Source organism: Bradyrhizobium viridifuturi, from assembly GCF_001238275.1.
Classification (GTDB): Bacteria; Pseudomonadota; Alphaproteobacteria; order Rhizobiales; family Xanthobacteraceae; genus Bradyrhizobium; species Bradyrhizobium viridifuturi.
Window position 1 is genome coordinate 96,952 of record NZ_LGTB01000014.1, and the last position, 26,447, is coordinate 123,398.

Here is a 26,447-nt window from a genome sequence, read left to right on the forward strand (position 1 = left end):
CCACCAGTAAACGAAGGGGAGCAATGCGATGCCAGATACACTGATCAAGGTCGATCTCAGCAAGTCGGCCTATGAGAACGACAAGATTCACAACCGCTGGCATCCCGAGGTTCCGATCGTCGAGTGGGTCAGCCCCGGCGACGACTTCATCATCGAGACCGTCGACTGGACCGGCGGCTTCATCAAGAACAACGACTCCGCCGATGACGTGCGCGATATCGATCTGTCGATCGTGCACTTCCTGTCCGGCCCGATCGGGGTCAAGGGCGCCGAGCCCGGCGATCTCCTGGTCGTCGACTTGCTCGATGTCGGTCCGTTGAAGGAGAGCCTGTGGGGCTTCAACGGCTTCTTCTCCAAGCAGAATGGCGGCGGCTTCCTCACCGACCATTTCCCGCTGGCGCAGAAGTCGATCTGGGACATCAAGGGCCTCTACACCTCGTCGCGTCACGTCCCCGGCGTCAACTTCGCCGGCCTGATCCACCCCGGCCTGATCGGCTGTCTGCCCGATGCCAAGATGCTGGCGGCGTGGAATGCGCGCGAAGCCGAGCTGATCGCGACCAATCCGACCCGGGTGCCGGGCCTCGCCAATCCGCCGTTCGCGCCGACCGCGCATGCCGGACAGGCCAAGGGCGACGTCAAGGCCAAGATCGGGCTGGAGGGCGCACGCACCGTGCCGCCGCGCGAGCATGGCGGCAATTGCGACATCAAGGACCTGTCGCGCGGCTCGAAGATCTATTTCCCGGTCTATGTGCCCGGCGGCGGCCTCTCGATGGGCGACCTGCATTTCAGCCAGGGCGACGGCGAGATCACCTTCTGCGGCGCCATCGAAATGGCCGGCTGGCTGCACATCAAGGTCGATCTGATCAAGGATGGCGTCTCGAAATACGGCATCAAGAACCCGGTGTTCAAGCCGTCGCCGATCACGCCGAACTACAAGGACTATCTGATCTTCGAAGGCATCTCGGTCGACGAGGCGGGCAAGCAACACTATCTCGACGTTCACATCGCCTATCGCCAGGCCTGCCTGAACGCGATCGAATATCTGAAGAAGTTCGGCTACTCCGGCGCCCAGGCCTACTCGATCCTCGGTACCGCGCCGTGCCAGGGCCACATCTCCGGCGTGGTCGACGTGCCCAACGCCTGCGCAACGCTATGGCTACCGACGGAGATCTTCGATTTCGACATCATGCCGTCGTCGGCAGGACCGATCAAGCACATCAAGGGCGACGTGCAGATGCCGATCTCACCCGACAAGTGAATCCCTGCGCGAAGGGTGCGGGACGGCTACGTATTGGCCGCCCCGCATCCATCGCCGGATGTCACACGACTGCGCAAGGATATGACGATGCCGATCTACGAATATCTCTGCAACGACTGCGGGCCGTTCACCGATATGCGGCCGATGGCGGAATGCGACCTGCCGCAGGATTGCCCGCAATGCGAGACGACCTCACCGCGGGTGATCCTGACCGCACCGGCGTTCTTCTGCATGCCGTCGGACAAGCGCAAGGCGCACGCGACCAACGAGCAGAGCCGGCACGCGCCGAAGACGCTCGACCAGTACAAAGCGGCGCATGGCCCGGGCTGCGGTTGCTGCTCGTCGTCGGGAAAGAAGAAGCCGGCGCGGCTGATGACCAAGACCAAGAGCGGCGCCAAGGGCTTTCCGACCGCGCGTCCCTGGATGATCAGCCACTAGAGCGTTTTCGAGCGAAGTGGATACCGGTTCGCGTCAGGCAAACGCGTCGAAAACCAGAGCCCGTTCCGACTGAATCGGAACGGGCTCTGGAATGCGTGGCTGATCGTCAGGCCTGCTCGGCGACCTTCAGGGCCTCGGTGCGGATCTCCTCGACCAGCCGCTCCTTCAGGGCGACGAATTCGGGCGTGGTCTTGATCTTGTAGGAGCGGGGATGCGGCAGGTCGACCGCAATCTCGGCCTTGATGCGTCCGGGACGTGCGCTCATCACGATCACGCGGCTGCCGAGGAAGATCGCTTCCTCGATGTCGTGGGTGACGAACAGCACCGTCTTCTGGTCGCGCTCCCAGATCCCGAGCAGCATTTCCTGCATCAACGCGCGGGTCTGATTGTCGAGCGCGCCGAACGGTTCGTCGAGCAGCAGGATTTTTGGATCGTTGGCGAGCGCGCGGGCGATCGCGGTGCGTTGCTGCATGCCTCCCGACAATTGCTTCGGCCAATGATTTTCGAAGCCCGACAGCCCGACCCGGCGGATGAAGGCATCGGCGATCTCATGGCGTTCGGCTTGCGTGGCGCCGCGCTCGCGCAGCCCGAACGCGATGTTCTCCCGCACGGTCAGCCAGGGAAACAGCGTGTAGGACTGGAACACCATGCCACGATCGGCGCCTGGGCCGGTGACCTCGCGCCCGTCGAGGGTGACGCGGCCGCTGGTCGGCCGGTCGAGGCCGGCAATGATCCGGAGCAGTGTGGACTTGCCGCAGCCGGACGGGCCGAGGATGGTAACGAAGTCGTTGTCGCCGACGTCGAGCGTGGTCGGCTCCAGCGCCCGGGTCGGCGCGTTGCCGGCGCGGGCGGGGAAGGTGCGCGAGACCTGATCGATCCGAAGCAGGGTCATGCGAGCTTCCACGGGAACAGCCAGGCGTTGAACGCCTTGAACAGGAAATCGGAGATCAGGCCGATCAGCCCGATGACGATGATGCCGAAGATGATCTGGCCGGTATTGAGCAGCGCCTGGCTGTCGGTGATCATGTGGCCGATGCCGGACGACGAGCCGATCAGCTCGGCGACGATGACGTAGGTCCAGGCCCAACCCAGCACCAAGCGCAGGATTTCGGCGATCTCGGGCGCGGCGGAGGGCAACAGCACGCGGCGAATGATGCCGCTGTCGCCCGCGCCGAGCGTGTAGGCGGCTTCGACCAGGTCGCGGCGTGTGGCGCCGACGGTGACGGCCACCATCAGGATGATCTGGAACACGGCGCCGATGAAGATCACCAGCAGCTTCTGCAACTCGCCGATGCCCGCCCACAGGATCAGCAGCGGGATGAAGGCGGAGGCGGGCAGATAGCGGGCAAAGGACACGAAGGGTTCGAGGAAAGCCTCGACCGGCTTGTAGGCACCCATCAGCACGCCGATCGGAACCGCGATCACGGCGGCAAGCGCAAAGCCGCCGATGACGCGCCAGATCGTCATGCCGATGTCGAACAGGAAGCCCTGCCTGGCGAGCAGCTCATAGCCTTCCTGAACCATGGTCAGCGGGTTGGCGAGGAAGGTCTTCGAGACATGGCCGCCGAACGTCGCCCAGGACCACAGGGCGACGAACAGGACGAAGAACGCGAGGCCATAGGCCGCGCGCTGCCTCGATGTAGTCGGTTCGAGAGGACGCATCACTTGATGAAGCTGGCGTCGTAGATGTCCTCAACCTTCGGCGCGGCCTTGATAATGCCGACCTCGAGCAGGAGCTCGGCGGCGTCCTTGTTGAAGGAGAGGAAGTCGCCGGCGAAGAATTTCTGGTTGGCGGCCTTGTCCTGCCAGCGCAGGTACTTGGCCGAGTTGCCGAACTGCTCGCCGGTCTGCTTCACGTCCGCGCCCATGATCTCATAGGCCTTGGCCTGATCCTTGGCGATCATGTCGAGTGCCTCGAAGTAGCTGTTGGCCAGCGCCTGCGCCGCCTTCGGGTTGTCGGTCAGGAATTTCGGCGTGCAGCCGAACGTGTCCATCACGATCGGGTAGTCGAGCGTAGTGGCGATGATCTTGCCTTTGTCGGGCGCGGCGCGCACCGTCGACAGATAAGGCTCGTAGGTCATCGCGGCATCGTTCTGGCCGGAGACGAAGGCCTGCGCCGCGGCGGCCGGCTCCAAATTGACCACGGTGACGTCCTTCACCGTGAGGCCGTTCTTCTTCAGCATCCAGGCCAGCGCGAAATACGGCGAGGTGCCCGGCGCCGAGGCCGCGACGGTCTTGCCCTTGAGGTCCTTGATCGCGGCGACGTCGTTGCGCACGGCCATCCCGTCGGCGCCATAGCTCTTGTCGAGCTGGAAGATCTGCTTGGTCGCGACGCCATTGGCATTCCAGGAGATCCAGGTTTCGACCGTCGTCGCTGCGCACTGGATGTCGCCCGAAGCGATCGCGAGATGGCGATCCTTCTGCGGAATCTTCTTCAGCGTGACATCGAGGCCGTTCTTCTTGAAGATGCCGGCCTCCTTGGCGAGCGTCAGCGGCGCGAAGCCGGTCCATCCGGAGATGCCGACGCCGACCTTGATGTCGTCAGCGAACGCGGCGGTGGACGCCAGTAGAGCGATGATTGCTGGAAGTACTTTGACAGAACGCATGATTACCCCCTTTGCGAAATGATGGATTGAACCCTGTTGATGGTCTCTCGTCAGTCGCGGCGGATTGCCGCATGAAGCACGTTGTGGCGCATCATGCATTGCATGAACTGTGCCGCAACAAAGATCCGTCAGCCTCCCTTGAAGCGCGCCACCAGACGGTGCGTCTCGCCTGGATAATGCAGCCGCACCGCCGTCACCGTGCGCGCGCTGCGCCAGGTGTAGCGATCGATCACGAGGCAGGGCGCGCCGACCGCGATGTCGAGAGCCTTTGCCGTGTGATCATCGGCAACGACGGCGCTGATCGTGTGTTCGGCTTCGGTCCACGGCACGTGATGCAGCAGCCATGATCCCGGCGGTTCGCGCGCAAAATCGGCCTTCGCGGCTTCCGGAACCGTGGAGAGATCGATCAGCCTGTCCTCGACGGCGAACGGCACGTTGTCGGCGCTGTGGCGGCAGGCGATCGCGATCACCTTGCCGGCGGTGCTGACGCCGAGCCGGGCGCGATCGGCCGACGTCGCGGTGCGGCGTCGGCAATCGATCAGCTGATAGCCGTAAGCGCGGCCGAGGGCGGTGATCTCGGCCCTGATGTCGGCGATCTTGAGCACCGCCGACATATGCTGCGGACGGCGCACGAATGAGCCGGCGCGCCGTCGCCGCTCGATCAGGTCGGCCTGCGCCAGTTCCGACAGCGCTTTGTTCACGGTCATCCGCGAGCAGCGATAGCGCGCCATCAACTGGTGTTCGAACGGGATGCGGTGACCGGGCGGCCACTCGCCGGTCAGGATCCGTGTCTCGATGTCGAGCCGGATCCGTTTGTACAGCGTCGGCTTGGCTGCATTGGGTTTGGCTCGATCGGAGGCGAGGCTCATGCGAGGAGTCTCCGGACGCTGGCGTTGAACCGCTCGCGCGCCCTGTCGCGCAGCCGGTGTCGTCCGCCGGCGACCAGCCTGTCACCGCCGGCCCAGACGCAGTCGATCGCATCGCTGCCGGCCGCAAACAGCCAGCCGTCGAGCACTGCATCGCCCGACCGTCCCGCCAGCGACGGATGCGCGGTGTCGAGGCTGACGATGTCGGCGCGGGCGCCGGGTACAAGTCCTGACCTGGCCTGTGCCAGAGCTTGCGCACCGCCCGCGAGTGCGTGATCGAACAGGGCACGGCCGGTGGACGCGCCGGGGCGCCCCGAGAGCACATTGCGCTCGCGGTGCTTCAGCCGCTGGCCGTATTCAAGCTGGCGCAGTTCGTCGGCGACGCCGACCAGCACGTTGGAATCGGTTCCGATGCCGAACCGGCCGCCCGCGGCGAGGAATTCACGCGCCGAGAAGATACCGTCGCCGAGGCTTGCTTCGGTGATGGGGCAGAGGCCGGCGACAGCGCCGCTGCCGGCGAGCGCCGTGACTTCCTGCTCCGTCATGTGGGTCGCGTGAATCAGACACCAGCGCTGGTCGACGGGCGCGTGTTCGAGCAGCCACTGCACCGGCCGCTGTCCCGACCAGGTAACGCAATCCTCCACCTCGCGCACCTGTTCGGCGGCGTGGATGTGGATCGGATTCGCTCCGGCAAGCGGAATGATCGCCGCGAGTTCATCCGGCGCCACCGCGCGCAGGCTGTGCGGGGCGATGCCGATATTGGCGCCGGCCAGATCTCGGATCGCATCGCGCGAGGCCGCCATCAGCGCCGCGAACTGGTCGATCGAGCAGATGAAGCGGCGCTGTCCGGCATGCGGCGCGGCGCCACCGAACGTGCTGTGAGCGTAGAAGCTCGGCAACAAAGTGAGCCCGATGCCGGAGGCTTCAGACGCATCCGCGATGCGCACGGCCATCTCGGCCGGATTGGCGTAAGGCGAGCCGTCGCGATCATGGTGGAGATAATGAAACTCGCCGACACGGGTGAAGCCGCGCTCGAGCATCTCGACATAGAGCAGGGTGGCAACGGCAGCGACGTCGTCAGGCGTCATCGTCAGCGCGAAGCGATACATGGTCTCGCGCCAGGTCCAGAACGTGTCGGTCGTATCGCCGCGCAGTTCCGCGAGGCCGGCCATGCCGCGCTGAAAGGCGTGGCTGTGCAGGCTCGCCAATCCGGGAACCGCCAATTGGTGACGTTCGTCGCCGGCGGCGGGCGCAACACCTGCCGTCACCGCGGCGATCGCGCCGCCGGTGAGCTCGACCCGCACGTCATTGGCCCAACCGGAGGGCAGCAGCGCGAATGCGAAATGCAGTCGGGTCATTTTTCCATGCCGGCTGGACAGAACCCGGACACGATTATATGTCTAGACATATAAGTCAAGCATCCCACCTTGAGGGGACGTCCGCATGGCAGAGCGCTTCGACCGTATCTGGCACAATGCCCGGCTCGCCACGATGCGCGGCGACCGCGCCGATCTCGGCGAGATCGAGCGAGGATTGATCGCGGCGCGTGACGGCCGCATCGTCTATGCCGGCGCGCAGGCAGATTTTCCCGTGGATGCGGATGCCGTCGAACGGATCGATTGCGCCGGCCGGTGGATCACGCCCGGCTTGGTCGATTGCCATACTCATCTCGTATTTGGCGGCAATCGCGCGCATGAGTTCGAGCTTCGTCTCAAGGGCGCGAGCTATGAGGAGATCGCGCGCGCAGGCGGCGGCATCGTCTCGACAGTGGCGGCAACACGCAAGGCGACCGAAGCCGAGCTCGTTGCCGGCGCGCTGCCGCGGCTCGACGCGTTGATCGGTGAGGGCGCAACCACCGTCGAGATCAAGTCCGGTTATGGTCTCGATGCCGGGACCGAGATGCGCCAGCTGGCGGCCGCCCGCGCGCTCGGCCGGTTGCGAAAGGTTGCGATCCGCACCTCTTTCCTCGGTGCGCATGCACTGCCGCCGGAAGCCAATGGCGACAAGGATCGCTACATCGATCTGGTTTGCAACGAGATGCTCCCGGCCGTGGCAAAGGCCGGCCTTGCCGATGCCGTCGACGCGTTCATGGAAGGCATCGCATTTTCCGGAGAGCAGACGGCTCGCGTGTTCGCGGCGGCGTGCGCGTTGGGATTGCCGGTGAAGCTGCACGCGGACCAGCTGTCGAATCTCGGCGGTGCGGCACTCGCCGCGAAATTCTCGGCGCTGTCGGCCGATCATCTTGAGCATACCGATGAAGCCGGCGCCGCTGCGATGGCGAAGGCAGGAACAGCGGCCGTGTTGCTGCCCGGCGCGTTCTATTTCATTCGCGAGACGCAGATGCCGCCGGTCGAGCTGTTCCGCAAGCACGGCGTGCCGATGGCGCTGGCGACCGACTGCAATCCCGGCAGCTCGCCGCTGACCTCGCTGCTGCTTGCGATGAACATGGGTGCGACACTGTTCCGGATGACGGTCGCCGAATGTCTCGCAGGTGTGACGCGGGAAGGGGCCCGGGCGCTCGGCCTTTTCGCCGAGACCGGTACGCTCGAGGCCGGCAAATCCTGCGATCTGGCGATCTGGGACGTCGAGCGTCCCGCCGAACTGGTCTACCGGATCGGCTTCAATCCGTTGCACCGCCGGGTGTGGAGGGGCCAATGAGCGATCGGGATGCGCCCATCGTCGTGACGCCCGGGACAGTCGGCCTTGATGTGCTCGCGCGCGTGCTCGCGGGGGCGAGCGTCGAGCTCCACGCATCGTTCTGGCCGCGCGTCGACGCCGCGGCGCAGATCGTGGCGAAGGCGGCGCAGACCGACATTCCCGCCTACGGCATCAATACCGGATTCGGGAAGCTGGCATCGACGCGCATCGCGCCCGATCAGACCGCGCTGCTTCAGCGCAACCTCATTCTGTCGCATTGCTGCGGGGTAGGTCCGGCCACGCCCGAGCCGATCGTGCGCCTGATGATGGCGTTGAAGGTGATCTCGCTCGGGCGCGGCGCGTCCGGCGTCCGGCGCGAAATCATCGAGCAGTTGCAGGGCATGCTGGCACGCGGCGTCACTCCGCTGGTGCCGCAGCAGGGTTCGGTCGGCGCCTCCGGCGATCTCGCGCCGCTCGCCCACATGACCGCAGTCATGATCGGGGAGGGGCAGGCGTTCCGCGATGGCAAGATCGTGCCGGGTCACGAAGCGCTGGCCGCCGCCGGCCTCGCGCCATTGACGCTCGGCCCCAAGGAGGGGCTCGCGCTGATCAACGGCACGCAGTTCTCGACCGCCTATGCGATTTCGGGCCTGCTGCGCGCGCATCGGCTGGCGTGTGCCGCACTGGTGACCGGTGCGCTGTCGGTCGACGCGGCAATGGCTTCCACGGTGCCGTTTCGACCCGAGATCCAGGCCTTGCGCGGCCATGATGGGCAGATCGCGGCGGCCGCGACCTTGACTGCGCTGCTTGATGGCAGCGATATCAGACAGTCGCATCTCGAAGGCGACGAGCGCGTACAGGACCCTTACTGCCTGCGCTGCCAGCCGCAGGTCGCGGGCGCCGCGCTCGATCTGCTCGTGCAGGCTGCGCGCGGGCTGACCATTGAGGCCAATGCCGTCACCGATAATCCGCTGGTGCTGGTCGAGACCGACGAGATCGTCTCGGGCGGCAATTTCCACGCCGAGCCGGTCGCATTCGCCGCCGACCAGATCGCGCTGGCGCTCTCGGAGATCGGCGCCACCAGCGAACGCCGGATCGCGACGCTGGTCGACCCCGCTTTGAACTTCGGCTTGCCGCCGTTCCTGACGCCCGAACCCGGCATCAATTCCGGGTTCATGATCGCCGAGGTCACGGCGGCGGCGCTCTATGCCGAGAACAAGCAGCGCGCGATGCCGTGCTCGATCGATTCGACGCCGACCAGCGCCAACCAGGAGGATCACGTCTCGATGGCCGCGCATGCTGCGCGCCGGCTGTCCGACATGGCCGACAACCTCGCGTCCATTCTCGGCATCGAGCTCTTGGTCGCGGCGCAGGGCATCACGCTGCGAGCACCGCATGCGACCAGCGCGCCGCTCAGCGCGGTGATTGCCGCCTTGCGCGCGCGTGTTCCGGCGCTCGCCGCGGACCGCTACATGGCCGACGATCTTGCGCGGGCGGCGAGGCTAATCGAAGCCGACGCGTTGCCCACGGCTGCGCTCGCGGCCCTTTCCATCGATCCGTTTCCAAAATTCGCTTAGCCGACAGGGGCACCCGCCATGAATCGCCGACTGGACAATGAACGCATCATCCGAGCTCCCCGCGGCAGCGACATCAGCGCAAAGAGCTGGCTGACCGAAGCGCCGCTGCGCATGCTGATGAACAATCTGGATCCCGATGTCGCCGAGCGTCCGAGCGAGCTCGTGGTCTATGGCGGCATCGGCCGCGCGGCGCGCGACTGGGAAAGCTTTGACCGGATCGCCGCCTCGTTGCGCAAGCTGGAAGGCGATCAGACGCTGCTGGTGCAATCCGGCAAGCCGGTCGGCGTCTTCCGCACCCATACGGATGCGCCGCGCGTCCTGATCGCGAACTCGAACCTGGTGCCGCATTGGGCGACGCTCGATCATTTCAACGAGCTTGACCGGCAGGGCCTGATGATGTTCGGCCAGATGACGGCCGGCTCCTGGATCTATATCGGGAGCCAGGGCATCGTGCAGGGGACTTACGAGACCTTTGTCGAGGTCGGGCGCCGGCATTATGGCGGCAGCCTCGCTGGCAGATGGATCCTGACTGCCGGCCTCGGTGGCATGGGCGGCGCGCAGCCGCTGGCCGCGACCATGGCGGGCGCCTCGATGCTCGCCGTCGAATGCCAGCCGAGCCGCATCGAGATGCGTCTGCGCACCGGCTATCTCGATCGCCAGGCGGCGACGCTCGACGAGGCGCTGACGATCATTGCCGACGCGACCAAGTCCGGAAAGCCGGTCTCGGTCGGCCTGCTCGGCAATGCGGCCGAGATCTTTCCCGAGTTGGTACGCCGCGGCGTGCGGCCTGACATCGTGACCGACCAGACCAGCGCGCATGATCCGATCAACGGCTATTTGCCAAAGGGATGGACGCTCGCCGAGTGGGAGACGCGGCGTGCCGCCGATCCGAAGGCGGTCGAGACGGCATCCAAGACCTCGATGGTCGATCACGTCCAGGCCATGCTGGATTTCCACGCGAAGGGAATCCCGACGCTCGACTACGGCAACAACATCCGCCAGATGGCCAAGGACATGGGCCTCAAGCAGGCGTTCGATTTTCCGGGCTTTGTCCCGGCCTATATCCGTCCGCTGTTCTGCCGCGGCGTCGGGCCGTTCCGCTGGGCGGCGCTGTCCGGCGATCCCGAAGACATCTTCAAGACCGATGCCAAGGTCAAGGAGCTGATGCCCAACGATGGCCATCTGCACAATTGGCTCGACATGGCGAAGGCGCGCATCAAGTTTCAGGGACTGCCGGCGCGAATCTGCTGGGTCGGCCTCGGCGATCGCCATCGCCTCGGCCTTGCCTTCAACGAGATGGTGGCGCGCGGCGAGCTGAGGGCGCCGATCGTGATCGGCCGCGATCATCTCGACAGCGGCTCGGTGGCGAGCCCGAACCGCGAGACCGAGGCGATGCGCGACGGCTCCGACGCGGTGTCGGACTGGCCGCTGCTCAATGCGCTGCTCAACTGTGCGAGCGGCGCCACCTGGGTGTCGTTGCATCACGGCGGCGGCGTCGGCATCGGGTATTCGCAGCATGCCGGCATGGTGATCGTCGCCGACGGCACGCCGGAGGCGGCGCGCCGGCTCGAGCGCGTGCTGTGGAACGACCCGGCGACAGGCGTGATGCGCCACGCCGACGCCGGCTATGAGACGGCGATCGAGTGCGCGCGCGCCAACGGCCTAGATCTTCCGAGCCTGCGGGCGTGAGGTGGCGTCGGCGAGGCGCCGCTCAAAGGACCTCGCCGACCACTTCAATCCGCCGACAGCGGTTCGCCGGTCAGCGACCAGCTTTCGCCATTGAATGTCGCGATCCGCAGGGTTCTGAACGGCGTGTAGTCGCCGGGGCGTGTGCCGATCGAGATGCCCGGCAGCATCATCGGCAGCCGCTCGCCGTTCAGCGAGGTCGCCTGCTTGATCAGGTTCTCGCGGGTCAGGTCGTCGCCGCATTTGCGCAGCGCCAGCTCGAGGGCGTGCACGTTCATATAGGCGACAAGCACGGAATAGTCGTCCGGATTGGCCGAAGGCGCGTAGGTCTTCAGAAAATCCTTGTAAGCCTTGACCTCGTCGTCATTGGCCCAGGCCGGATCGCCGGGCTGCTTAAGGAATTGCGTGGTGACCAGCCCTTTCGAGGCTTCGAGGCCCGCCGGCTTCAGGATGGTTTCGACCGATGCCGTCGAGCCGCCGATGATGTGCAGCGGCTTCCAGCCGAGCTCGTAGACCTTGCGGATCGACTGCGCGGCGGCCTTCGACGACGACTGCTCGATCAGCGTGTCGACGCCGGCGGCCTTGAGCTGGACGATCTGCGAATCGATCGTCGGGTCGGCGAGCTCGTAGGAGGCCTGGGCGACGATCAGCTCGGCCTTCGCGCCGAGACCGCCGCGGAGGCCTTTGAGATAGTCCTTGCCGTAGTCGTCATTCTGATACAGCACGCCGATCTTGGCGTCCGGCTTTGCGGTCAGGATGTACTTGGCGACGACGCGGCCTTCGGTTTCGAAGTCCGGGTAGAGCGGGACCGTCCACGGGAAGGTCTTGGGATCGTTGAAACGCCGTCCGCCGGCGGTGATGAACAGCTGCGGCACCTGCTTGGCGTTGAGGTATTTCTGGATCGCGACGTTCGGCGCGGTGCCGATCGTGCCGACCTCGGCCAGGACGCCGACATCCTCGATCAGCTTGCGGGATTGCTCGACCGCCTTCGGCGCGCTGTAGGCGTTGTCGAGCTGGGTGAAGTTGATCTTGCGGCCGTTGATGCCGCCTTTCGCGTTCAGCATCTCGAAATAGCCGACCACGGCGCGGCCGGCGCCGGCGCCGAAGGCGGAGGCCGGTCCGCTCAGCGGCGTCGACTGGCCGAGCTTGATCTCGGTGTCGCTGGCGCCGGGACCATAGGCCTTCTGGGCGTAGGCGGGCGCCGCCAGGAGGGCCGACAGCGCAATCGCCGCCAACGCCCGGTCGATGAGGTGGTTCAAGGTCGTTTCTCCCTGTAATCTGTTTCTTGTTGAAATCGGACTAGCTAGCGCAGCAGCTCGCGGGCGATCACCACCCGCTGGATCTGGTTGGTGCCCTCGAAAATCTGGGTCAGCTTGGCGTCGCGCATCATGCGCTCGACCGGATAGTCCATGGTGTAGCCGTAGCCGCCGAAGATCTGGACCGCGTCGGTCGCCACCTTCATGGCCATGTCGCTGCCGACGCATTTCGCCATGCTGGCAAGCACGTTGAGCCGCTTCCAGTCGCCGGCATCGCCGGCCCGGGCGCATTCATAGACCAGCGCGCGCGCCGCCTCGATCTGCATCGCCATGTCGGCGAGCATGAACTGCACGCCCTGGAATTCGGCGATCGGCTTCTTGAACTGCTTGCGTTCCTTTGCGTAGGCGATGCACGCATCGAGCGCGCCCTGCGCGAGGCCGACCGACTGGGCACCGATGGTCGGGCGGTTGAGGTCGAGCGCGCGCATCGACGCGCGGAAACCCTTGCCCTCCTCGCCGACGAGGTTTTCGGCCGGGACCCTGACGTTGTCGAAGAAGATCGGCGTATTGGGGGCGCCGCGAAAGCCCATCTTGCGCTCGTGGCGGCCGAACGTGATGCCCGGCATTGTCTTCGGCTCGACGATGAAGGCGCTGATGCCGTCGCGCCGGCGCCGTCACTGGTCCGCGCCATCACCACGATGTAGTCGGCGACGACACCGTAGCTGCACCATTGCTTGCGGCCGTTGAGGACGTAGCTGTCGCCGTCCTTGCGGGCGCGGGTGTTGAGCGCGGCGACGTCGGAGCCGGCCTGCGGCTCCGAGATCGCGATCGCCGTGACCACGCCGCCCTTGGCGATGATCGGCAGGTATTTGCGGCGCTGCTCTTCCGAGCCGAAATGCAGCAGCGGCATGATGAACATGGTGTTGAGCGCCGCGATCGAGGCGCATGCCGGCGAGACCTTCGAGATCTCCTCGCGCGCGATGCAGGCCATGGTGAGATTGCCGTTCGGGCCGTCATAGCGCTCCGGCACCCAGAGCTGCATCAATCCCATCTCGCCGAACAGCTTGACCAGCTCCAGCGGAAAGCGGTCGGTCTCGTCGATCTCGGCGGCGATCGGCGCCACGTGCTTGGCGACCATCCTGCGCACGTTGTCGCGGAACGCGACCTGCTCTTCGGAAAAACTCATACGGACTCCCCGTCGTTTTCTTTGCCGGAAGCCGAAAAAGGGGCTTCCATTGAATGGGTGATCCATTTAATAATTCACCGCATGAGCACCAAGTCAAGTCCTCGCGCGCCGCGGCGCCCCCGTACCGCCTCGCCGAACCGGCGGGAGCGAGCCTCTGATCTGCGCACCGCCGGAGCGGCGGCCGCGCCGACATTCAAGCCGATCCACACAAGGCGGACATTCGAGGAGATCTGCGAGCGGATTCGCGAGCAGCTGGCGCTCGGCGTTCTGAAGCCCGGCGACAAGCTGCCAGCCGAGCGCGAGCTCGCGCAGCAGCTCGGTGTCAGCCGTAACGTGCTGCGCGAGGCACTGCGCAGCCTCGAAATGGCCGGCGTTCTGAAGCTGCAGAAGGGTGTCAAAGGCGGCGCCTTCATCCAGCAGGGCGACACCCGACGCATGAACGAGGTGATGCGCGACATGCTGAGCCTCGGGACGATCTCGGTGCGGGAGTTGTCGGAGGCGCGGGTCCACGTGCTCGACCTCGTGGTGCAGCTCGCCTGCGCGAACGCGCGCCGGGCCGACCTCGATGCGCTGGAAGCCAATATCGAGCGGACGGAGCTTGCGACCAGGGAAGGACGCCTGCTCGACCGGGTCGAATGCTCGCGCGAATTCTACAAGCTGCTGGCGGCGTCGACCGGCAACAAGGTGATTGCGATGATCGTTGACTCGGTCACCGAGATACACATGCGCTTCGTCTATGCCAAGGTCGCCTCGAGCGGCGTTGCGATGGCGCGGCTGACGGAGAAGCGGCGCCAATTCCTGGCGGCGCTGAGCGAACGAGACGTGGCGCTGGCGAGCCGGCTGCTGCGGTCGCACCTGGAATCCGTGCAGCGGATGCTGGAGCAGGACCCGGGGGCGATGTCGCTCCACGTCGCATTGGCGGACGTGCAGCCCGGGATGCGCCGGTAACGCGCTCAGCCCGCGAACAAATCAACACTCAAACAGCAATAACAATGGAGGCAAACGTGTCCAACTACGCCAAGTATGAATGCCTGACGGTCGATGTCGCCGACAAGGTCGCGACCGTGACCTTGAATCGGCCGCAGGCGCGCAACGCCATCAATCAGAAGCTGATCCGCGAGCTGCGCACGATCTGGGACGACCTCGCCGACGATCACGCCGTCAACGTCGTGGTGCTGACCGGCGCCGGTGACTTCTTCAGCGTCGGCGGCGACGTGAAGGCGATGTCGGAGCGGCCCGGCGGCGACGTGCTCGAAGAGGGCGAGGTGCACGATCCGATGATCAGCCGGCGCGGCGTGACGCGCCAGCTCGAGCTCGACAAGCCGATCATCGCGGCGATCAACGGTGACGCCATCGGCCTGGCGGCGACCCATGCGCTGCTCTGCGACATCACCGTGATGGCCGAGGACGCGCGGATCGGCGACACCCACGTTTCCCGCGTCGGCCTGGTCGCAGGCGACGGCGGCACCGTGATCTGGCCGCTCCTGATCGGCATCAACAAGGCCAAGGAATTCCTGATCCGCGGCACCCTGCTGAAGGGCAAGGAGGCCGAGCGGATCGGGCTGGTCAATCACGTCGCGCCGCGCGCAGAGGTGCTGGCGAAGGCCCGCGAGATCGCTCTCGAACTCGCGAACGGTCCGACCTGGGCCATTCGCTGGACCAAGCTGTCGATCAACCAGATCGTCAAGGAACGCGTCAACATGCTGCTGGAGGCCTCGATGGCGTTGGAGCAGGTGACGTTCGAGACTGCCGACCACAAGGAAGCGACGATGTCATTCAAGGAGAAGCGCAAGCCCAGGTTCGGTCAGGGCTAGGCCGGGCGATGACGGCGACCGAACAGCCCGACGACGTCACGGCGATGCTGAGGTATTCCCTGCGTGGATTCCTCGACGAGCATTGGCGTCCGCGCGGCACGACGGCGTCGTCCTCGCCGGACGAGATATCGGCGGTCTGGCGCAAGCTGGTCGGGCAGGGCGTAGCCGCTCTTGGGGCGCAGGGGGATGAAGGCGGGCTCGCCGAGATCCTCGTCGTCATGGCCGAGCTTGGCCGTGTCGGATGTCCGGCGCCGATGTGGTCGGCGGCGCTGGCCAATCTTGCGATTTCCGGATCGCAGGCCGACGTCGTGACCGACCTGCTGGCGCGGCTGCATTCCGGGACGGTGACCGTCGCCTTCTCGTTCGGCGCGCTGGATCCGGATCGCGGCACCGGTTCGATCGAGGCCGCGAACAGCGCGGCAACGGGCGTGCTCCGCTGTGTCGAGGCCGCGGGAAGTGCCACGCATCTCCTCGTCGCACTGGATCAGGCTCATCTTGCGCTGATCGAGCTCAGCGGCCCCGGCGTCGAATGCGTCGCCACCCGTGCGATGGGGGCGTGGGGGCTCCATGAGGTGCGGCTGAACGCAGCCCCGCTCACACCTATTCCGGCAGGCAGCGTCGACCTGAACGAGCTCCGCATCAAGGGCAAGGCGATGTTGACCGCACGCGCTTGCGGCGCTGCGCGGCGTGCGTTTGAGCTGGCCGTTGACTACGCCAGGGAGCGACACCAGTTCGGGCAACCGATCGGCAGGTTCCAGGCGATCCAGCACAAGCTGGCGAATTGCCTGATCGCGCTCGAAGGAGTCAGGCTGATCCTCGATCACACCGCCAGGCTGCATGATGCCGGCGAGGTCGATTGGCACTACTTCGCCGATTGCGCATCGGCTTTCTCCGGCAGCGCGCTGCGGCAAGTCGCGCTGGAGACGCAGCATACGTTCGGAGCGATCGGCTATGCCGAGGAGCACGAGGCGCCGATCCATTTCAAGCGCGTGCATCTCGATACGGTCGCCCTCGGCGGTGCCTCCGATGCAAAGCGCAGGCTGGCCAGCCGGCTGTTGGATGCCGGTGGTGCAGGGCTGCCGCAATACGACCTCGGGACTGCCGGAAATGCGTTTCGTGAGCAGGTCCGAAGCTGGCTCGCGCAAAACTGGTCCGGACGACGGAAGGACGCGTTCGATCAGAAACCGTTCGCCAAGCGCGAATTCGATGCCGGCTTCGCCCGCGATATCGGTGACACCGGCTGGATCGGCCTCGGTTGGCCGGAAGTGTTCGGCGGCCAGGCACGCTCCCCGCTGGAGCAGATCGCGTTCATGGAGACGATGGAGCAGGGCGAGGCGCCGCGGATCGGCGCGGCGATCCAGGCCAATGCGCTGATGATGTTTGGCACGCCGGAACAGCAGCAGCAGTACCTTCCGGAGATCCTGCGCGGCGAGGCCATGCATGGCATGGGCTACAGCGAGCCGCAGGCGGGCTCCGACCTTGCGGCGCTGCGCACCAGCGCCGTGAGGGACGGCGATCATTGGGTGATCAACGGTCAGAAGATCTGGACCACCACCTGGTGGGGAAAATACATGTTCCTCGCCGCGCGGACCGACAAGGACGCCAAGCCGCCGCATGCCGGCATCAGCATGTTCATCGTGCCGATGGATGCGCCGGGGATTACGATACGTCCGTCCGCAACGATGTATGACGGCACGTTCGCCAACATCTTCTACGACAATGTCCGCATTCCCGCCGAGAACCTCGTCGGCGAGATCAATGGCGGCTGGAAAGTGTTGACCGGCGCGCTGGCGTTCGAGCGCGGACTGGTCGGCGGCGGCATCGTGTTGAAGGTCGCGCATGCCTTCGAGCAGTTGCGTGCGCATGTGATGGCGGGGGAAGGCGATCGGTCGCTGGCCGGCGACCCGATCGTCCGCGACAGGATGGCGACGCTGGCCTCCGAGATCGAGATCGGCCGGCAATTGATGATGCATTGCGCCGAGCTTGCCGCCGATGGCGTGACTCCGCCGGAATATGGCGCGATCAGCAAGGTGTTTTCCGGCGAGCTGATGGAACGCTTCGGCGAGGCTGCGCTCGACATCCTCGGGATGCGCGCCGCGCTGTCCGAGCAGATGCCGGGCGCGATCGACAATGGCCGCTTCGAGCAGAACCTGCGGCATTCGCTGATGTGGGTCATCAGCATCGGGACTAACGAAATCCAGCGCAGCCTGATCGCGCAACGCGCGCTCGGGCTGCCGAGATAGGAGAGATCGGATGCAGAAGGATGGCGACAGGGCGCCGCTCGCGGGTGTACGCGTGCTCGATTTTTCCATCATGGTGGCAGGCCCCTATTGCGCACGGCTGCTCGCCGATGTCGGGGCGGAGGTCATCAAGATCGAGCCGCCGGAAGGTGACGACATGCGGCTGCGCACACCGCTGCGCGACGGCCACAGTACCTATTTCGGCCAGCTCAATGCTGGCAAGCGCAGCCTGGCGCTGGACCTGAAGAACGCCGACGCCATCAAGCTCGTTCATCGCATGGTCGCGGAGACAGACATCCTCGTCGAGAATTTCCGCCCCGGTGTGATGGATCGGCTCGGCCTCGGCTACGGGGCGCTTCGCGCCATCAATCCGCGGCTGATCTATTGCTCGATCTCGGGCTATGGACAGTCGGGCCCCGCCGCCGAACGCGCGGCCTATGCCATGATCGTGCATGCCGAGAGCGGATTCGATACCTCGCTGATGCGCTATGCCGGTGACCGCGAGCGTCCCGCGGCAGGAGCGATCTTTGTCGCCGATATCCTCGGCGGCATCTTCGGCTATTCCGCGATCCAGACTGCGCTGGTCCAGCGTACGCGGACGGGCGAGGGGCAGCGCGTCGACGTCGCGCTGATGGATTGCATGCTGAACCTGCTGGTCTACGAGCTCCAGGAAGCGCAATTCCCGATCCGCGCGCCGCGCCCGACCTATGGGCCGGTGCGCACCCGCGACGGCGACATCCTGATCGCGCCGGTCACACCGCGCAATTTTGCCGCGCTGTGTGAGGTCACCGGGCAGGAAGAGCTGGCAAACGATCCGCGTTTTGCGACCATTCCGGCGCGCGGCGCCAACTGGACCGCCATGATGCAGGTGATCGAGAAATGGACGGAGCGTCACACCGCCGCCGAATGCATTGCAGCGCTGGATCGCGCCGGCGTCCCCTGCGCCGAATACCGGGCGCCGGGCGCGGCGCTGACCGATCCCCATCTGCGTCAGCGGGGGGTATTCGGGACGGTCACGGATGGTGCCGGTGATTTCGTCGGCGTCAGCGCGCCATGGCAGATGTCCGGGGCCGATACGCCGATCGGCAGCCACGTGCCCGGCATCGGGGCGCAGCGCGATGACGTGCTGTCGCGGATCCTGGGACTGTCGCCCGACGCCATCGCGGCGCTTGCTGCAGCGGGGACGTTTGGGAAGCCTGCGGCCTAAGCGGGATCTCAACGATCGGACGACGCGTCCGGCGGTGGAGCCTTTGCGATCGCCAGCAGACATTTAAGGAAATGTGCGCGATCTTCCTTGCGCAGTGGAGCCAGCATGATCTCCTGCAACTCGGCCGCCGCCGGGATCACGGCCAGCAACGCTTCCTCGCCCTTGGCGGTGATCTGCACCTGAAGCGAGCGGCGGTCGTCGGGATTGTCCTTCTTCGCGACCAGCTTGCGTGCCACCATCCGTTTCAGCATTTCGCTGAGCGTGTTGCGATCGCAACTGATCCGGTCCGCCAGCACGGAGGGGGTGAGCGGACCCAACTGGTACAGCGCCATCAGCACGCCGAACTGCCGCGGCGTGATGTCGCTCTGGCGCGTCATGCTTTGATAGAGCCCGTCGTAGCGGGCCTCCAGCAGCCGCAGCAGAAATCCGACGCCGCCTTCCAGTTGCCAGTCGCGCGCAACGTCTGCAGCCGAGCTGGTCTTCTTCGCCTTGTCGGCTGCCATGCCGTTGTTCGATCCCGATTCCACGAATTTGCGTTAGCCGTTAGCAGCTTGGCCTGACGTCCTCAACCCTGCGGTCAATCGCACCCTGGCCGGTTCGCAGCGCGATGCAATGGCTTTCGGCCCTTGTCAGCCATCCGGTCATGTAGTACGTATACGTATCAAATGAAGGCGTCGTTCAGGGAGGTTGCCGTTGGAGCTGCGCGAGCTGCTGTCGATTCCCTATCTGCTTGAGGCCGAGGCGGTCGAAACCGAGCCGGGACATTGGCGGGTTCGTCTCGCCTATCCGGAGCTGCCGGGATGTACGGCCGAGGCGGCCGTCGTCGAGGACGCGCTCAGGGAGCTCGAGCGGCGTCGCATCGAACTGATCGTCGGCCTGGTGGAGGAGGGCAGGCAACCTCCCATTCCACGCAAGCCGCTCGCCGCATCCGACCCGCTTTGGACCGCACAGGACCTCGGGCTTTCCGACCGCGTCGCCGCGCTGCTGGGCAGTGCGGCCGGTCCGACCACCCGCAATTGAAGGAGGCAAACCATGCTCTCGCGTGAAGACAATGAACGCCTGGTGAGGGTCGGCAAGGGCACCCCGCTCGGCGATCTGTTTCGGCTTTACTGGATTCCGTTCCTGCCGTCGGCTGATCTCGCCAAGGACGGGCAACCGAAGCGGATCCGTTTGCTTGGCGAGGATCTGGTCGCGTTCCGCGACACCGAGGGCCGCGTCGGGTTGGTCGACCAGGCCTGCCCGCATCGCGGCGCGCCGCTGATCTTCGCACGAAACGAGGATTGCGGGCTGCGTTGCGTCTATCACGGCTGGAAATTCGACGTCACCGGCGCGGTGACGGACATGCCGGCGGAGCCGGTGCGAAGCCGCCTCAAGGAGCGGGTACGGATCAAGGCCTATCCCTGCAAGGAGCGCAACGGGATGATCTGGACCTATATGGGTCCCGACCAGGCCGAGCTTCCGCCGTTGCCGAACCTCGAATGGAATCTGGTGCCGGCCGAGCAGGTGCACATCTCGGTGCGCGTCCAGGAGTGCAACTGGCTGCAGGCGGTCGAGGGCGAGATCGACTCCGCCCACGCACCGCTGCTGCATGGCCGGCTCGACGCCCAGGGCACGACCAGCGCCTGGATTCAGAAGCGCGATCTGCGGCCGACCTTCGAATGCATCAAGCGGGATTTCGGCATGAGCATTGCCGCGCGGCGCAATTACGACGCCAACACGCTGTACTGGCGCGTCAACCAGTTCCTGCTGCCGTTCTACACGCTGGTGCCGCCGCTCTCGCCGTTCCCGGATCTGAGCGGGCATGCCTGGGTGCCGATCGACGACGAGAACACGCTCTGCATCATGTTCTCCTATCATCCGTCGGAACCGCTGCTGGAGAAAACCCGGCAGGTGTTCGCGGAGGGCCACAAGGGCCGCGAGAGCGGTCATGCCAGCCGCCATGCGCTGGTGCAGCACCCGGTGACGGTGCCGTATGCCGGCTACTGGACCAGATACAATCCGCAGAACGGTTTCCAGTTCGACTACGAGGCGCAGCGGACCACCTGGTTCTCGGGCCTGCCGGGTCTCTGGGTGCAGGACGGCGCCTGCCAGAGTGGCGTGTCGCCGATCTTCGACCGCACCAAGGAGACGCTCTGCTCGAGCGATACCGGCATCGCGATGACGCGGCGCTTCATTCTGGAGGCGCTCGGCGCCTATCGCGAGCACGCGATCAAGCCCAAGGGGGTCTCGGACCCCGACGTGTTCATGGTGCGGGCGGTGTCGCTGCGGTTGCCGCCGGAGGATTCCTGGGTCGATGTCGGCGCGCCGTTCATGCGGGCGAAGCTCGGCGCCGATTTCGGGTACGAGCTGTGAGCGCATCCGGCCATATGGCCGACACGCAGCAGGTGCTGGTCAAGCGCATCGGCTACGAGGCCGAGCGGATCCACTCCTATGAGCTGATCGCGCCGACCGGCAGCGAACTGGCCCCGTTCACGGCCGGCGGCCATATCGACCTGCATCTGCCGAACGGCATGATCCGCAGCTACTCGCTGGTCAACGATCAGCGCGAGCGGCATCGCTATGTCATCGCGGTGAACAGGGATGCCGAGAGCCGTGGCGGCTCCAGCTTCGTTCACGACACCGTCAGGGTCGGGGAGATCATGACGATTTCCCCGCCGCGCAACAACTTCGCGCTTTGCGAACAGGCCGAACATTCGATCCTGATCGCGGGGGGCATCGGCATCACGCCATTGCTGTCGATGATCCGGCGCCTGGAGGCGCTCGGCCGCCGCTGGGACCTGCACTACGCCGCGCGGACGCGTGCCGCCGCCGCATTTCTCGACGAGCTCGGCGCGTTCCGATCCGATGCCCGCCTGCACGTCGATTTCGACGACGAGCGAGCCGGACGGGTGTTCGATCTCGCGGCCATCGTCGGAACCGCACCGGCACATGCGCATCTCTATTGTTGCGGGCCGGTGCCGATGCTCGCGGCATTCGAGGCGGCGACCGCCGATCGTCCGGCCGATCGCGTGCATGTCGAGTACTTCAAGGCGCGGGAAGCGCCGGCCACCGAGGGTGGCTTCGAGGTCAGGCTCGCGCGGAGCAACCGCACGATCGCGGTCGAGGCCGGCAAAACCATTCTCGACGCGCTTCTGGATGCCGGCATCGCCGCGAACTACGCCTGTACCGAAGGGGTCTGCGGCACCTGCGAGACGCGCGTGCTCGAAGGCATACCGGATCATCGCGATCAGTTCCTGAGCGAGGAAGAGCAGGCGGCGAACAGGAGCGTGATGATCTGCTGCTCGGGCGCCAAGTCCCGCACGCTCGTGCTCGATCTCTGAGAACAACAACACAAGATGGGTGGAAACAAGTGAAGTATCTATCTCGCATTCTCGCGCTGTCGTTGCTGGCTGTTTGCGCCGGCTCGCCGGCACCGGCGGACGCCGCGCGCGCCCTGAAGATCGGCGTGCTCAACGACGCGTCCGGCCCTTATTCGGACAATGCCGGCGAAGGTTCGGTGACGGCGGCCAAGATGGCGGCCGAGGATTTCATGCGGCTGCACCCCGATTTCAAGGTCGAGATCGTATCGGCCGACCACCAGAACAAGGCGGACGTCGGCGCCGCAATCGCGCGGCGCTGGATCGACCAGGAGAAGGTCGATGCGGTCGCCGACGTGCCGAACTCGGCCGTCGGGCTCGCCGTCAACGAGGTCGTGCGCGGCACCAAGGCGGCGCTGATCGCATCGAGCGCGGCGTCCTCGGATCTGACCGGGAAATACTGCTCGCCCAACACGATCCAGTGGACCTTCGATACCTGGGCGGCGTCGCACACGATCGGCGCCTATCTGGTGCGGCACGGCGGCAAGAAATGGTATTTCATCGCCACCGACAATGCGCTCGGCAAATCGATGGTGCGCGACGGGACGGCGGTGATCGGCGCCGGCGGCGGCACCGTTCTCGGATCGGTCAATGTGCCGATCAACAACGCGGACTATGCGTCGTTCATCCTGCAGGCCGACGGCTCGGGCGCCGACGTGATTGCCTTCGCGACCGCCGGCGGCGACACCGTCAGCCTGATCAAGCAGTCCGCAGAGTTCGGGCTGAAGCAGAGCGGGCGGACCTTCGCGGCGCTGCTGACCACCACCAATGACATCGAGTCGAGCGGGCTCGCGGTCGGCGAGGGGCTGATCATCACCCAGCCGTTCTACTGGGACCTCAACGATGCCAGCCGTGCCTGGTCGGCCAGGTTCAGCGAGCGGCAGCACGGGCAGTCGCCGACGGCATTTCATGCCGGCGTCTATTCCTCGGTGCTGGCCTATCTGAATGCGGCGCAGGCCGCCGGAACCAATGATGCGCAGGCGGTGATCCGCAAGCTGAAGGAGAACCCGATCGATGACGCCTTGTTCGGGCCGGTCGCGGTGCGCGCGGACGGCCGCGCCATCCACAACATGTACATCTTCAAGGCGAAGAGCCCGAATGCGTCGAAGAGCAAATGGGATCTGCTCGAGCAGGTCGGCGTGCTCACGGGCCCGGAGGCGTTCCGGCCGCTCGATCAGGGCGGTTGCTCGCTTGTCGCGCCTCCGGCCGGCAATTGAAGACGATGGTCGTGAACCCCGATCAACCTTTCTCAAGAATTATGGATGTCTCGCATGCTGGACCAGCTTGAAGCCGAATTCCCCGAGCACACGCCTCGTCCGGCCGGCGCGCCGAGGGCGCTCGAGGGAATCCGGGTGGTCGATTTCTCGCACTTCATCGCGGGTCCGTTCGCGACCATGATCCTGGCCGACATGGGCGCCGAGGTGATCAAGGTCGAAGCGCCTGGCCGGGGCGACGATCTGCGCCGGTATCCTCCGGTGCATCCGGACCTCAGGCACGGTGCTCCGTTCCTGTGGACCAACCGCAACAAGCGCAGCGTCGCTCTCGACCTCAAATCCGCTGAGGGCTTGCAGGTCGCGCGTGAGCTGATCGCGACCGCCGACGTCGTCGTCGAGAACTTTTCGGCAAGCGTGATGGCGCGGCTCGGGCTCGACTACGAGAGCTGCCGCAAGATCAAGCCCGAGATTGTCTATTGCTCGGTGTCGGCCTACGGCCGTGACGGGGCGTTTGCCGACAGGCTCGGCTTCGATCCGATCGCGCAGGTCGAGAGCGGCTTCGTCTCGATGAACGGCTACGCCGACCGCGAGGGCGTGCGGGCCTTGTCGCCGGTGATGGATATCAGCACCGCGATGATGGCGAGCAATGCGATCCTGGGCGCGCTGCTGGCGCGCGAGCGCAGTGGCCTCGGTCAGGCCATCGAAGTATCATTGTTCGAGAATGCCGTCCTGATGACCGGGTATGCGACCATGCAGTCGCTTTTCAACACTGCCGATCCAAAGCGGAGCGGCAATACCAGTCCCGACACCTGCCCGTCGGGCGTGTTCCTGGCCAGCGATTGCTCGTTCTACATCAACTGCGGCAACGACAAGATCTTCCAGCGCTTGATGGCGCAGGTGCTCGAGCGGGAGGATCTCGCGGCGGCCGAGATCTACACGACGGGTCCTGATCGGATCCGCCGCCGCGAGGAGCTGTTCGCGATCCTCGGTGAGGCGTTTACCCGGCAGCCGTGGTCGCACTGGCAGTCACGGATGCGGGCAGCCGGCGTACCCTGCGGACAGGTGCGCAGTGTCGGCGAGGCGATCCGCTCGCCGGAGGCGCGGGAACGCGGGATCGTCACGAGGATTCCGCACGAGACGATCGGTTGGGTGCCGAATGTGAACCTGCCGATCCGCTATTCGCGGACGCCGATCGTCGATCCCGTCGCGGCGCCGGCCGTCGGCCAGCATACCGAGAGCGTGCTGCGCGAACTGCTCGGCTATGACGACGCGCGCATTGCGCAACTCGCTGGAGGCGGAGCTTTCGGTGGCCAGCCGTCGCGAGAGGCGGTCAAGGAGGATACCAAACCGTGACGGCGCGCGCGCGAGACGAGCGGACGCTGCGCGGCCGGGTCGCGGTCGTCGGGATCGGTGAGACCGACTATTGTCGTCATGGCGCGTCTCCCGATCCGGAATTCAAGCTGGCGCTGAAAGCCATTCTGGCGGCGTGCGCGGATGCCGGGCTCGATCCCCGCGACATCGACGGGTTTTCCTCCTACAGCGACGATCGCAGCGAGGCGTCGCGGCTGGCCGCGGCGCTGGGCACGCGCCAACTGCGTACGGCGACGATGCAATGGGGTGGCGGCGGCGGCGGGTGCTGTGCGGCGGTTGCCAATGCGGCGGCCTCGATCGTCGCGGGCCTTGCCGATTGTGTCGTGGTGTTCCGCTCGCTGGCGCAGGGCCAGTATGGGCGGTTCGGGCAGGCGGCCGGCATCCACACCGTTTCGGGCGAACGATCCTATTTGATGCCTTACGGCGTGCTGGCACCGCCGCAGCGGTTTGCGATGCGGGTGCAGCGCTACATGTACGAGCACGGCGTTCGGCAGGAGGCCTTGCGTGCGATTGCGCTCGCCTCCTACCACCACGCCCAGGCCAATCCGCGCGCGGTGATGTACGGCAAGCCGCTGGAGCCCGAGAAGTACGACGCCTCGCGCTGGATCGTGGAGCCTTTTCATCTGTTCGATTGCTGCATGGAAAACGACGGCGCCGCAGCCTTGCTGCTGGTTCCGGCGGAGCGTGCCGGCGACTTCCGGCACAAGGGCGCCTATGTGCTCGGCGCGGCCTCCGGGTCCGGACATCGCGCGGCGGCGACGGCGCACAATGCGCCGCTCTACGCCACCGCGAGCTTCGAGACCGTCGCGCCCGATCTTTATCGCATGGCCGGGGTAGGGCCGTCAGATGTCGGCGTGGTGCAGGCGTATGAGAATTTCACCGGCGGCGTCGTGATGGCGCTGGCGGAGCACGGCTTCTTCAAGCCGGAGGAGGCCAACGAGTTCCTGACCTTCGACAACCTGATCGCGCCGTCCGGGAAACTGCCGCTCAACACCAGCGGCGGCAACCTCGCCGAATGCTACATGCACGGCTTCGAGCTCGTCCTCGAGGCGGTTCGCCAGGTGCGCGGCACGTCGACCAGCCAGGCCCGGCGCAGCGACGTCGCGTTGGTCATCGGAGGTCCGATGGTCTCTCCCGCGAGCAATCTCATTCTGGGTTCGGAGGCCACCCTATGAGCAACCCGAGCGCGCGCTATCTCCCGGCAGGTCTGCCGATCCCGGTTGCAGAACCGGACGGCCTGTCTGCGCCTTACTGGGAGGGATTGCGTCAAGGCAAGCTGTTGGTGCAACGCTGCGGCCGCTGCAACACATGGCAGTTCGGACCCGAGTGGCTATGCCATCGCTGCCACGCCTTCGATCCCGCCTGGATCGAAGTCGAGCCGCGCGGCAAGATCTTCAGCTGGGAACGTGCGTGGCATCCGTCGCATGCGGCGCTCAGAGGCCATGGACCCTACATCGCGGTGCTTGTCGAACTGCCGCATGCCGGCGGCGTTCGCATGGTCGGCAATCTGCTCGGCACTCCCGATCAGACGGTTGCAATCGGCGCCGATGTCGAAGGTGTGTTCGAGCATCACCCGGAGCAGGATCCGCCTTACTCCTTGCTGCAATGGCGGCGGCTGTAGGTTTCCCCGGAGTTACTATCCTGTTGCGCCCGATACGGGCAATCGATCGCGCGTCTACCGGAGATAGCTGGTCCAAGGACCGCTGCACCTGTGATCTGTCGCCGGTGACATCCG

24 protein-coding genes and 1 pseudogene are annotated in these 26,447 nt (G+C 65.7%); 16 read left to right on the forward strand and 9 right to left on the reverse strand.

Features of this window, described 5'->3' with window-relative positions:
• Positions 1-28 precede the first annotated feature (28 nt).
• On the forward strand, positions 29-1,258 hold the full coding sequence (gene fmdA, locus ALC15_RS14850) for a formamidase (protein WP_050627864.1): 1,230 nt from the start codon (positions 29-31) through the stop codon (positions 1,256-1,258).
• An 87-nt stretch (positions 1,259-1,345) separates the two neighbouring features.
• Positions 1,346-1,696 carry an FmdB family zinc ribbon protein gene (locus tag ALC15_RS14855; protein WP_050627942.1) on the forward strand — a complete coding sequence of 117 codons (351 nt, stop codon included), beginning with the start codon at positions 1,346-1,348 and terminating at the stop codon, positions 1,694-1,696.
• 106 nt (positions 1,697-1,802) lie between these two features.
• Here ALC15_RS14855 and ALC15_RS14860 read toward each other — a convergent pair whose 3' ends face one another.
• From ALC15_RS14860 to ALC15_RS14880, 5 genes are all read right to left on the reverse strand, one after another.
• The gene (locus ALC15_RS14860; protein ID WP_050627865.1) at positions 1,803-2,588 is read right to left on the reverse strand and encodes an ABC transporter ATP-binding protein; all 786 of its coding nucleotides are present in this window, start codon (positions 2,586-2,588) and stop codon (positions 1,803-1,805) included.
• A complete protein-coding gene (locus ALC15_RS14865) occupies positions 2,585-3,358 on the reverse strand; it encodes an ABC transporter permease (RefSeq protein ID WP_050627866.1) in 774 nt (257 codons plus the stop codon). Before ALC15_RS14865 ends, ALC15_RS14860 begins: the two co-directional genes overlap by 4 nt.
• On the reverse strand, positions 3,358-4,302 hold the full coding sequence (locus tag ALC15_RS14870) for an ABC transporter substrate-binding protein (RefSeq protein WP_050627867.1): 945 nt from the start codon (positions 4,300-4,302) through the stop codon (positions 3,358-3,360). Before ALC15_RS14870 ends, ALC15_RS14865 begins: the two co-directional genes overlap by 1 nt.
• A gap of 128 nt (positions 4,303-4,430) precedes the next feature.
• Positions 4,431-5,171 carry a histidine utilization transcriptional repressor HutC gene (hutC, locus tag ALC15_RS14875; protein WP_050627868.1) on the reverse strand — a complete coding sequence of 247 codons (741 nt, stop codon included), beginning with the start codon at positions 5,169-5,171 and terminating at the stop codon, positions 4,431-4,433.
• Positions 5,168-6,526 (reverse strand): formimidoylglutamate deiminase, encoded by a 1,359-nt coding sequence (locus ALC15_RS14880; RefSeq protein ID WP_050627869.1) that lies wholly within the window; start codon positions 6,524-6,526, stop codon positions 5,168-5,170. Before ALC15_RS14880 ends, hutC begins: the two co-directional genes overlap by 4 nt.
• A gap of 85 nt (positions 6,527-6,611) precedes the next feature.
• On the opposite strand from ALC15_RS14880, the gene hutI reads away from it, so the two are divergent.
• The 3 genes from hutI to hutU are packed head-to-tail and all read left to right on the forward strand — an operon-like array spanning position 6,612 to position 11,071.
• On the forward strand, positions 6,612-7,826 hold the full coding sequence (gene hutI / locus ALC15_RS14885; RefSeq protein WP_050627870.1) for an imidazolonepropionase: 1,215 nt from the start codon (positions 6,612-6,614) through the stop codon (positions 7,824-7,826).
• The gene (gene hutH, locus ALC15_RS14890; RefSeq protein ID WP_050627871.1) at positions 7,823-9,382 is read left to right on the forward strand and encodes a histidine ammonia-lyase; all 1,560 of its coding nucleotides are present in this window, start codon (positions 7,823-7,825) and stop codon (positions 9,380-9,382) included. Before hutI ends, hutH begins: the two co-directional genes overlap by 4 nt.
• A gap of 18 nt (positions 9,383-9,400) precedes the next feature.
• Positions 9,401-11,071 (forward strand): urocanate hydratase, encoded by a 1,671-nt coding sequence (gene hutU, locus ALC15_RS14895; protein ID WP_050627872.1) that lies wholly within the window; start codon positions 9,401-9,403, stop codon positions 11,069-11,071.
• A 44-nt stretch (positions 11,072-11,115) separates the two neighbouring features.
• Here hutU and ALC15_RS14900 read toward each other — a convergent pair whose 3' ends face one another.
• The 3 genes and pseudogenes from ALC15_RS14900 to ALC15_RS46215 form a co-directional block, all read right to left on the reverse strand.
• Positions 11,116-12,315 (reverse strand): ABC transporter substrate-binding protein, encoded by a 1,200-nt coding sequence (locus tag ALC15_RS14900; protein ID WP_167350148.1) that lies wholly within the window; start codon positions 12,313-12,315, stop codon positions 11,116-11,118.
• Positions 12,316-12,371: 56 nt separating this feature from the next.
• Complete coding sequence (locus tag ALC15_RS46210) at positions 12,372-12,950, reverse strand: acyl-CoA dehydrogenase family protein (RefSeq protein ID WP_244486090.1); 579 nt, start codon at positions 12,948-12,950, stop codon at positions 12,372-12,374.
• A gap of 107 nt (positions 12,951-13,057) precedes the next feature.
• Positions 13,058-13,576: pseudogene (locus ALC15_RS46215) on the reverse strand (acyl-CoA dehydrogenase family protein); the annotation flags it as partial.
• A 15-nt stretch (positions 13,577-13,591) separates the two neighbouring features.
• Here ALC15_RS46215 and ALC15_RS14910 point away from each other — a divergent pair.
• Genes ALC15_RS14910 through ALC15_RS14925 form a run of 4 tightly spaced genes read left to right on the forward strand, consistent with a single transcriptional unit; the run spans position 13,592 to position 18,771 of the window.
• Positions 13,592-14,458: a FadR/GntR family transcriptional regulator gene (locus ALC15_RS14910; protein ID WP_050627874.1), complete on the forward strand. Its 867-nt coding sequence runs from the start codon at positions 13,592-13,594 to the stop codon at positions 14,456-14,458.
• 56 nt (positions 14,459-14,514) lie between these two features.
• The gene (locus ALC15_RS14915) at positions 14,515-15,324 is read left to right on the forward strand and encodes an enoyl-CoA hydratase/isomerase family protein (protein WP_244486091.1); all 810 of its coding nucleotides are present in this window, start codon (positions 14,515-14,517) and stop codon (positions 15,322-15,324) included.
• An 8-nt stretch (positions 15,325-15,332) separates the two neighbouring features.
• Positions 15,333-17,567, forward strand: a complete 2,235-nt coding sequence (locus ALC15_RS14920; protein WP_050627876.1) for an acyl-CoA dehydrogenase family protein — start codon at positions 15,333-15,335, stop codon at positions 17,565-17,567.
• 10 nt (positions 17,568-17,577) lie between these two features.
• Positions 17,578-18,771, forward strand: a complete 1,194-nt coding sequence (locus ALC15_RS14925; protein ID WP_050627877.1) for a CaiB/BaiF CoA transferase family protein — start codon at positions 17,578-17,580, stop codon at positions 18,769-18,771.
• Between the two features lie 8 nt (positions 18,772-18,779).
• Here ALC15_RS14925 and ALC15_RS14930 read toward each other — a convergent pair whose 3' ends face one another.
• Positions 18,780-19,298, reverse strand: coding sequence for a MarR family winged helix-turn-helix transcriptional regulator (locus ALC15_RS14930; protein WP_244486092.1), 519 nt, complete (start codon positions 19,296-19,298; stop codon positions 18,780-18,782).
• 166 nt (positions 19,299-19,464) lie between these two features.
• Here ALC15_RS14930 and ALC15_RS14935 point away from each other — a divergent pair, with 166 nt between their 5' ends.
• The 7 genes from ALC15_RS14935 to ALC15_RS14965 are packed head-to-tail and all read left to right on the forward strand — an operon-like array spanning position 19,465 to position 26,333.
• The gene (locus ALC15_RS14935) at positions 19,465-19,791 is read left to right on the forward strand and encodes a hypothetical protein (protein WP_050627879.1); all 327 of its coding nucleotides are present in this window, start codon (positions 19,465-19,467) and stop codon (positions 19,789-19,791) included.
• Positions 19,792-19,803: 12 nt separating this feature from the next.
• A complete protein-coding gene (locus ALC15_RS14940) occupies positions 19,804-21,123 on the forward strand; it encodes a Rieske 2Fe-2S domain-containing protein (RefSeq protein WP_050627880.1) in 1,320 nt (439 codons plus the stop codon).
• Entirely contained in the window at positions 21,120-22,091 is a 972-nt protein-coding gene (locus tag ALC15_RS14945; protein ID WP_244486093.1) for a PDR/VanB family oxidoreductase, read from the forward strand. The genes ALC15_RS14940 and ALC15_RS14945 overlap by 4 nt, the downstream gene beginning before the upstream one ends.
• A gap of 29 nt (positions 22,092-22,120) precedes the next feature.
• Entirely contained in the window at positions 22,121-23,344 is a 1,224-nt protein-coding gene (locus tag ALC15_RS14950) for an ABC transporter substrate-binding protein (RefSeq protein WP_050627882.1), read from the forward strand.
• Between the two features lie 54 nt (positions 23,345-23,398).
• The gene (locus tag ALC15_RS14955; protein WP_050627883.1) at positions 23,399-24,694 is read left to right on the forward strand and encodes a CaiB/BaiF CoA transferase family protein; all 1,296 of its coding nucleotides are present in this window, start codon (positions 23,399-23,401) and stop codon (positions 24,692-24,694) included.
• Positions 24,691-25,887 carry a thiolase C-terminal domain-containing protein gene (locus ALC15_RS14960; protein ID WP_050627884.1) on the forward strand — a complete coding sequence of 399 codons (1,197 nt, stop codon included), beginning with the start codon at positions 24,691-24,693 and terminating at the stop codon, positions 25,885-25,887. Before ALC15_RS14955 ends, ALC15_RS14960 begins: the two co-directional genes overlap by 4 nt.
• Positions 25,884-26,333: a Zn-ribbon domain-containing OB-fold protein gene (locus ALC15_RS14965; RefSeq protein ID WP_050627885.1), complete on the forward strand. Its 450-nt coding sequence runs from the start codon at positions 25,884-25,886 to the stop codon at positions 26,331-26,333. Before ALC15_RS14960 ends, ALC15_RS14965 begins: the two co-directional genes overlap by 4 nt.
• Positions 26,334-26,447: the final 114 nt, after the last annotated feature.

Bases quoted from the DNA above. Each gene is read 5' to 3' on its own strand.
- ALC15_RS14925 (WP_050627877.1), top strand. From the start codon at position 17,578: ATGCAGAAGGATGGCGACAGGGCGCCGCTCGCGGGTGTACGCGTGCTC.
- fmdA (WP_050627864.1), top strand. From the start codon at position 29: ATGCCAGATACACTGATCAAGGTCGATCTCAGCAAGTCGGCCTATGAG.
- ALC15_RS46210 (WP_244486090.1), bottom strand. From the start codon at position 12,950: ATGCCGGGCATCACGTTCGGCCGCCACGAGCGCAAGATGGGCTTTCGC.
- hutU (WP_050627872.1), top strand. From the start codon at position 9,401: ATGAATCGCCGACTGGACAATGAACGCATCATCCGAGCTCCCCGCGGC.
- ALC15_RS14910 (WP_050627874.1), top strand. From the start codon at position 13,592: ATGAGCACCAAGTCAAGTCCTCGCGCGCCGCGGCGCCCCCGTACCGCC.
- ALC15_RS14855 (WP_050627942.1), top strand. From the start codon at position 1,346: ATGCCGATCTACGAATATCTCTGCAACGACTGCGGGCCGTTCACCGAT.
- ALC15_RS14880 (WP_050627869.1), bottom strand. From the start codon at position 6,526: ATGACCCGACTGCATTTCGCATTCGCGCTGCTGCCCTCCGGTTGGGCC.
- ALC15_RS14920 (WP_050627876.1), top strand. From the start codon at position 15,333: ATGACGGCGACCGAACAGCCCGACGACGTCACGGCGATGCTGAGGTAT.
- ALC15_RS14965 (WP_050627885.1), top strand. From the start codon at position 25,884: ATGAGCAACCCGAGCGCGCGCTATCTCCCGGCAGGTCTGCCGATCCCG.
- hutI (WP_050627870.1), top strand. From the start codon at position 6,612: ATGGCAGAGCGCTTCGACCGTATCTGGCACAATGCCCGGCTCGCCACG.
- ALC15_RS14955 (WP_050627883.1), top strand. From the start codon at position 23,399: ATGCTGGACCAGCTTGAAGCCGAATTCCCCGAGCACACGCCTCGTCCG.
- hutH (WP_050627871.1), top strand. From the start codon at position 7,823: ATGAGCGATCGGGATGCGCCCATCGTCGTGACGCCCGGGACAGTCGGC.
- ALC15_RS14940 (WP_050627880.1), top strand. From the start codon at position 19,804: ATGCTCTCGCGTGAAGACAATGAACGCCTGGTGAGGGTCGGCAAGGGC.
- ALC15_RS14865 (WP_050627866.1), bottom strand. From the start codon at position 3,358: ATGCGTCCTCTCGAACCGACTACATCGAGGCAGCGCGCGGCCTATGGC.
- ALC15_RS14860 (WP_050627865.1), bottom strand. From the start codon at position 2,588: ATGACCCTGCTTCGGATCGATCAGGTCTCGCGCACCTTCCCCGCCCGC.
- hutC (WP_050627868.1), bottom strand. From the start codon at position 5,171: ATGAGCCTCGCCTCCGATCGAGCCAAACCCAATGCAGCCAAGCCGACG.
- ALC15_RS14870 (WP_050627867.1), bottom strand. From the start codon at position 4,302: ATGCGTTCTGTCAAAGTACTTCCAGCAATCATCGCTCTACTGGCGTCC.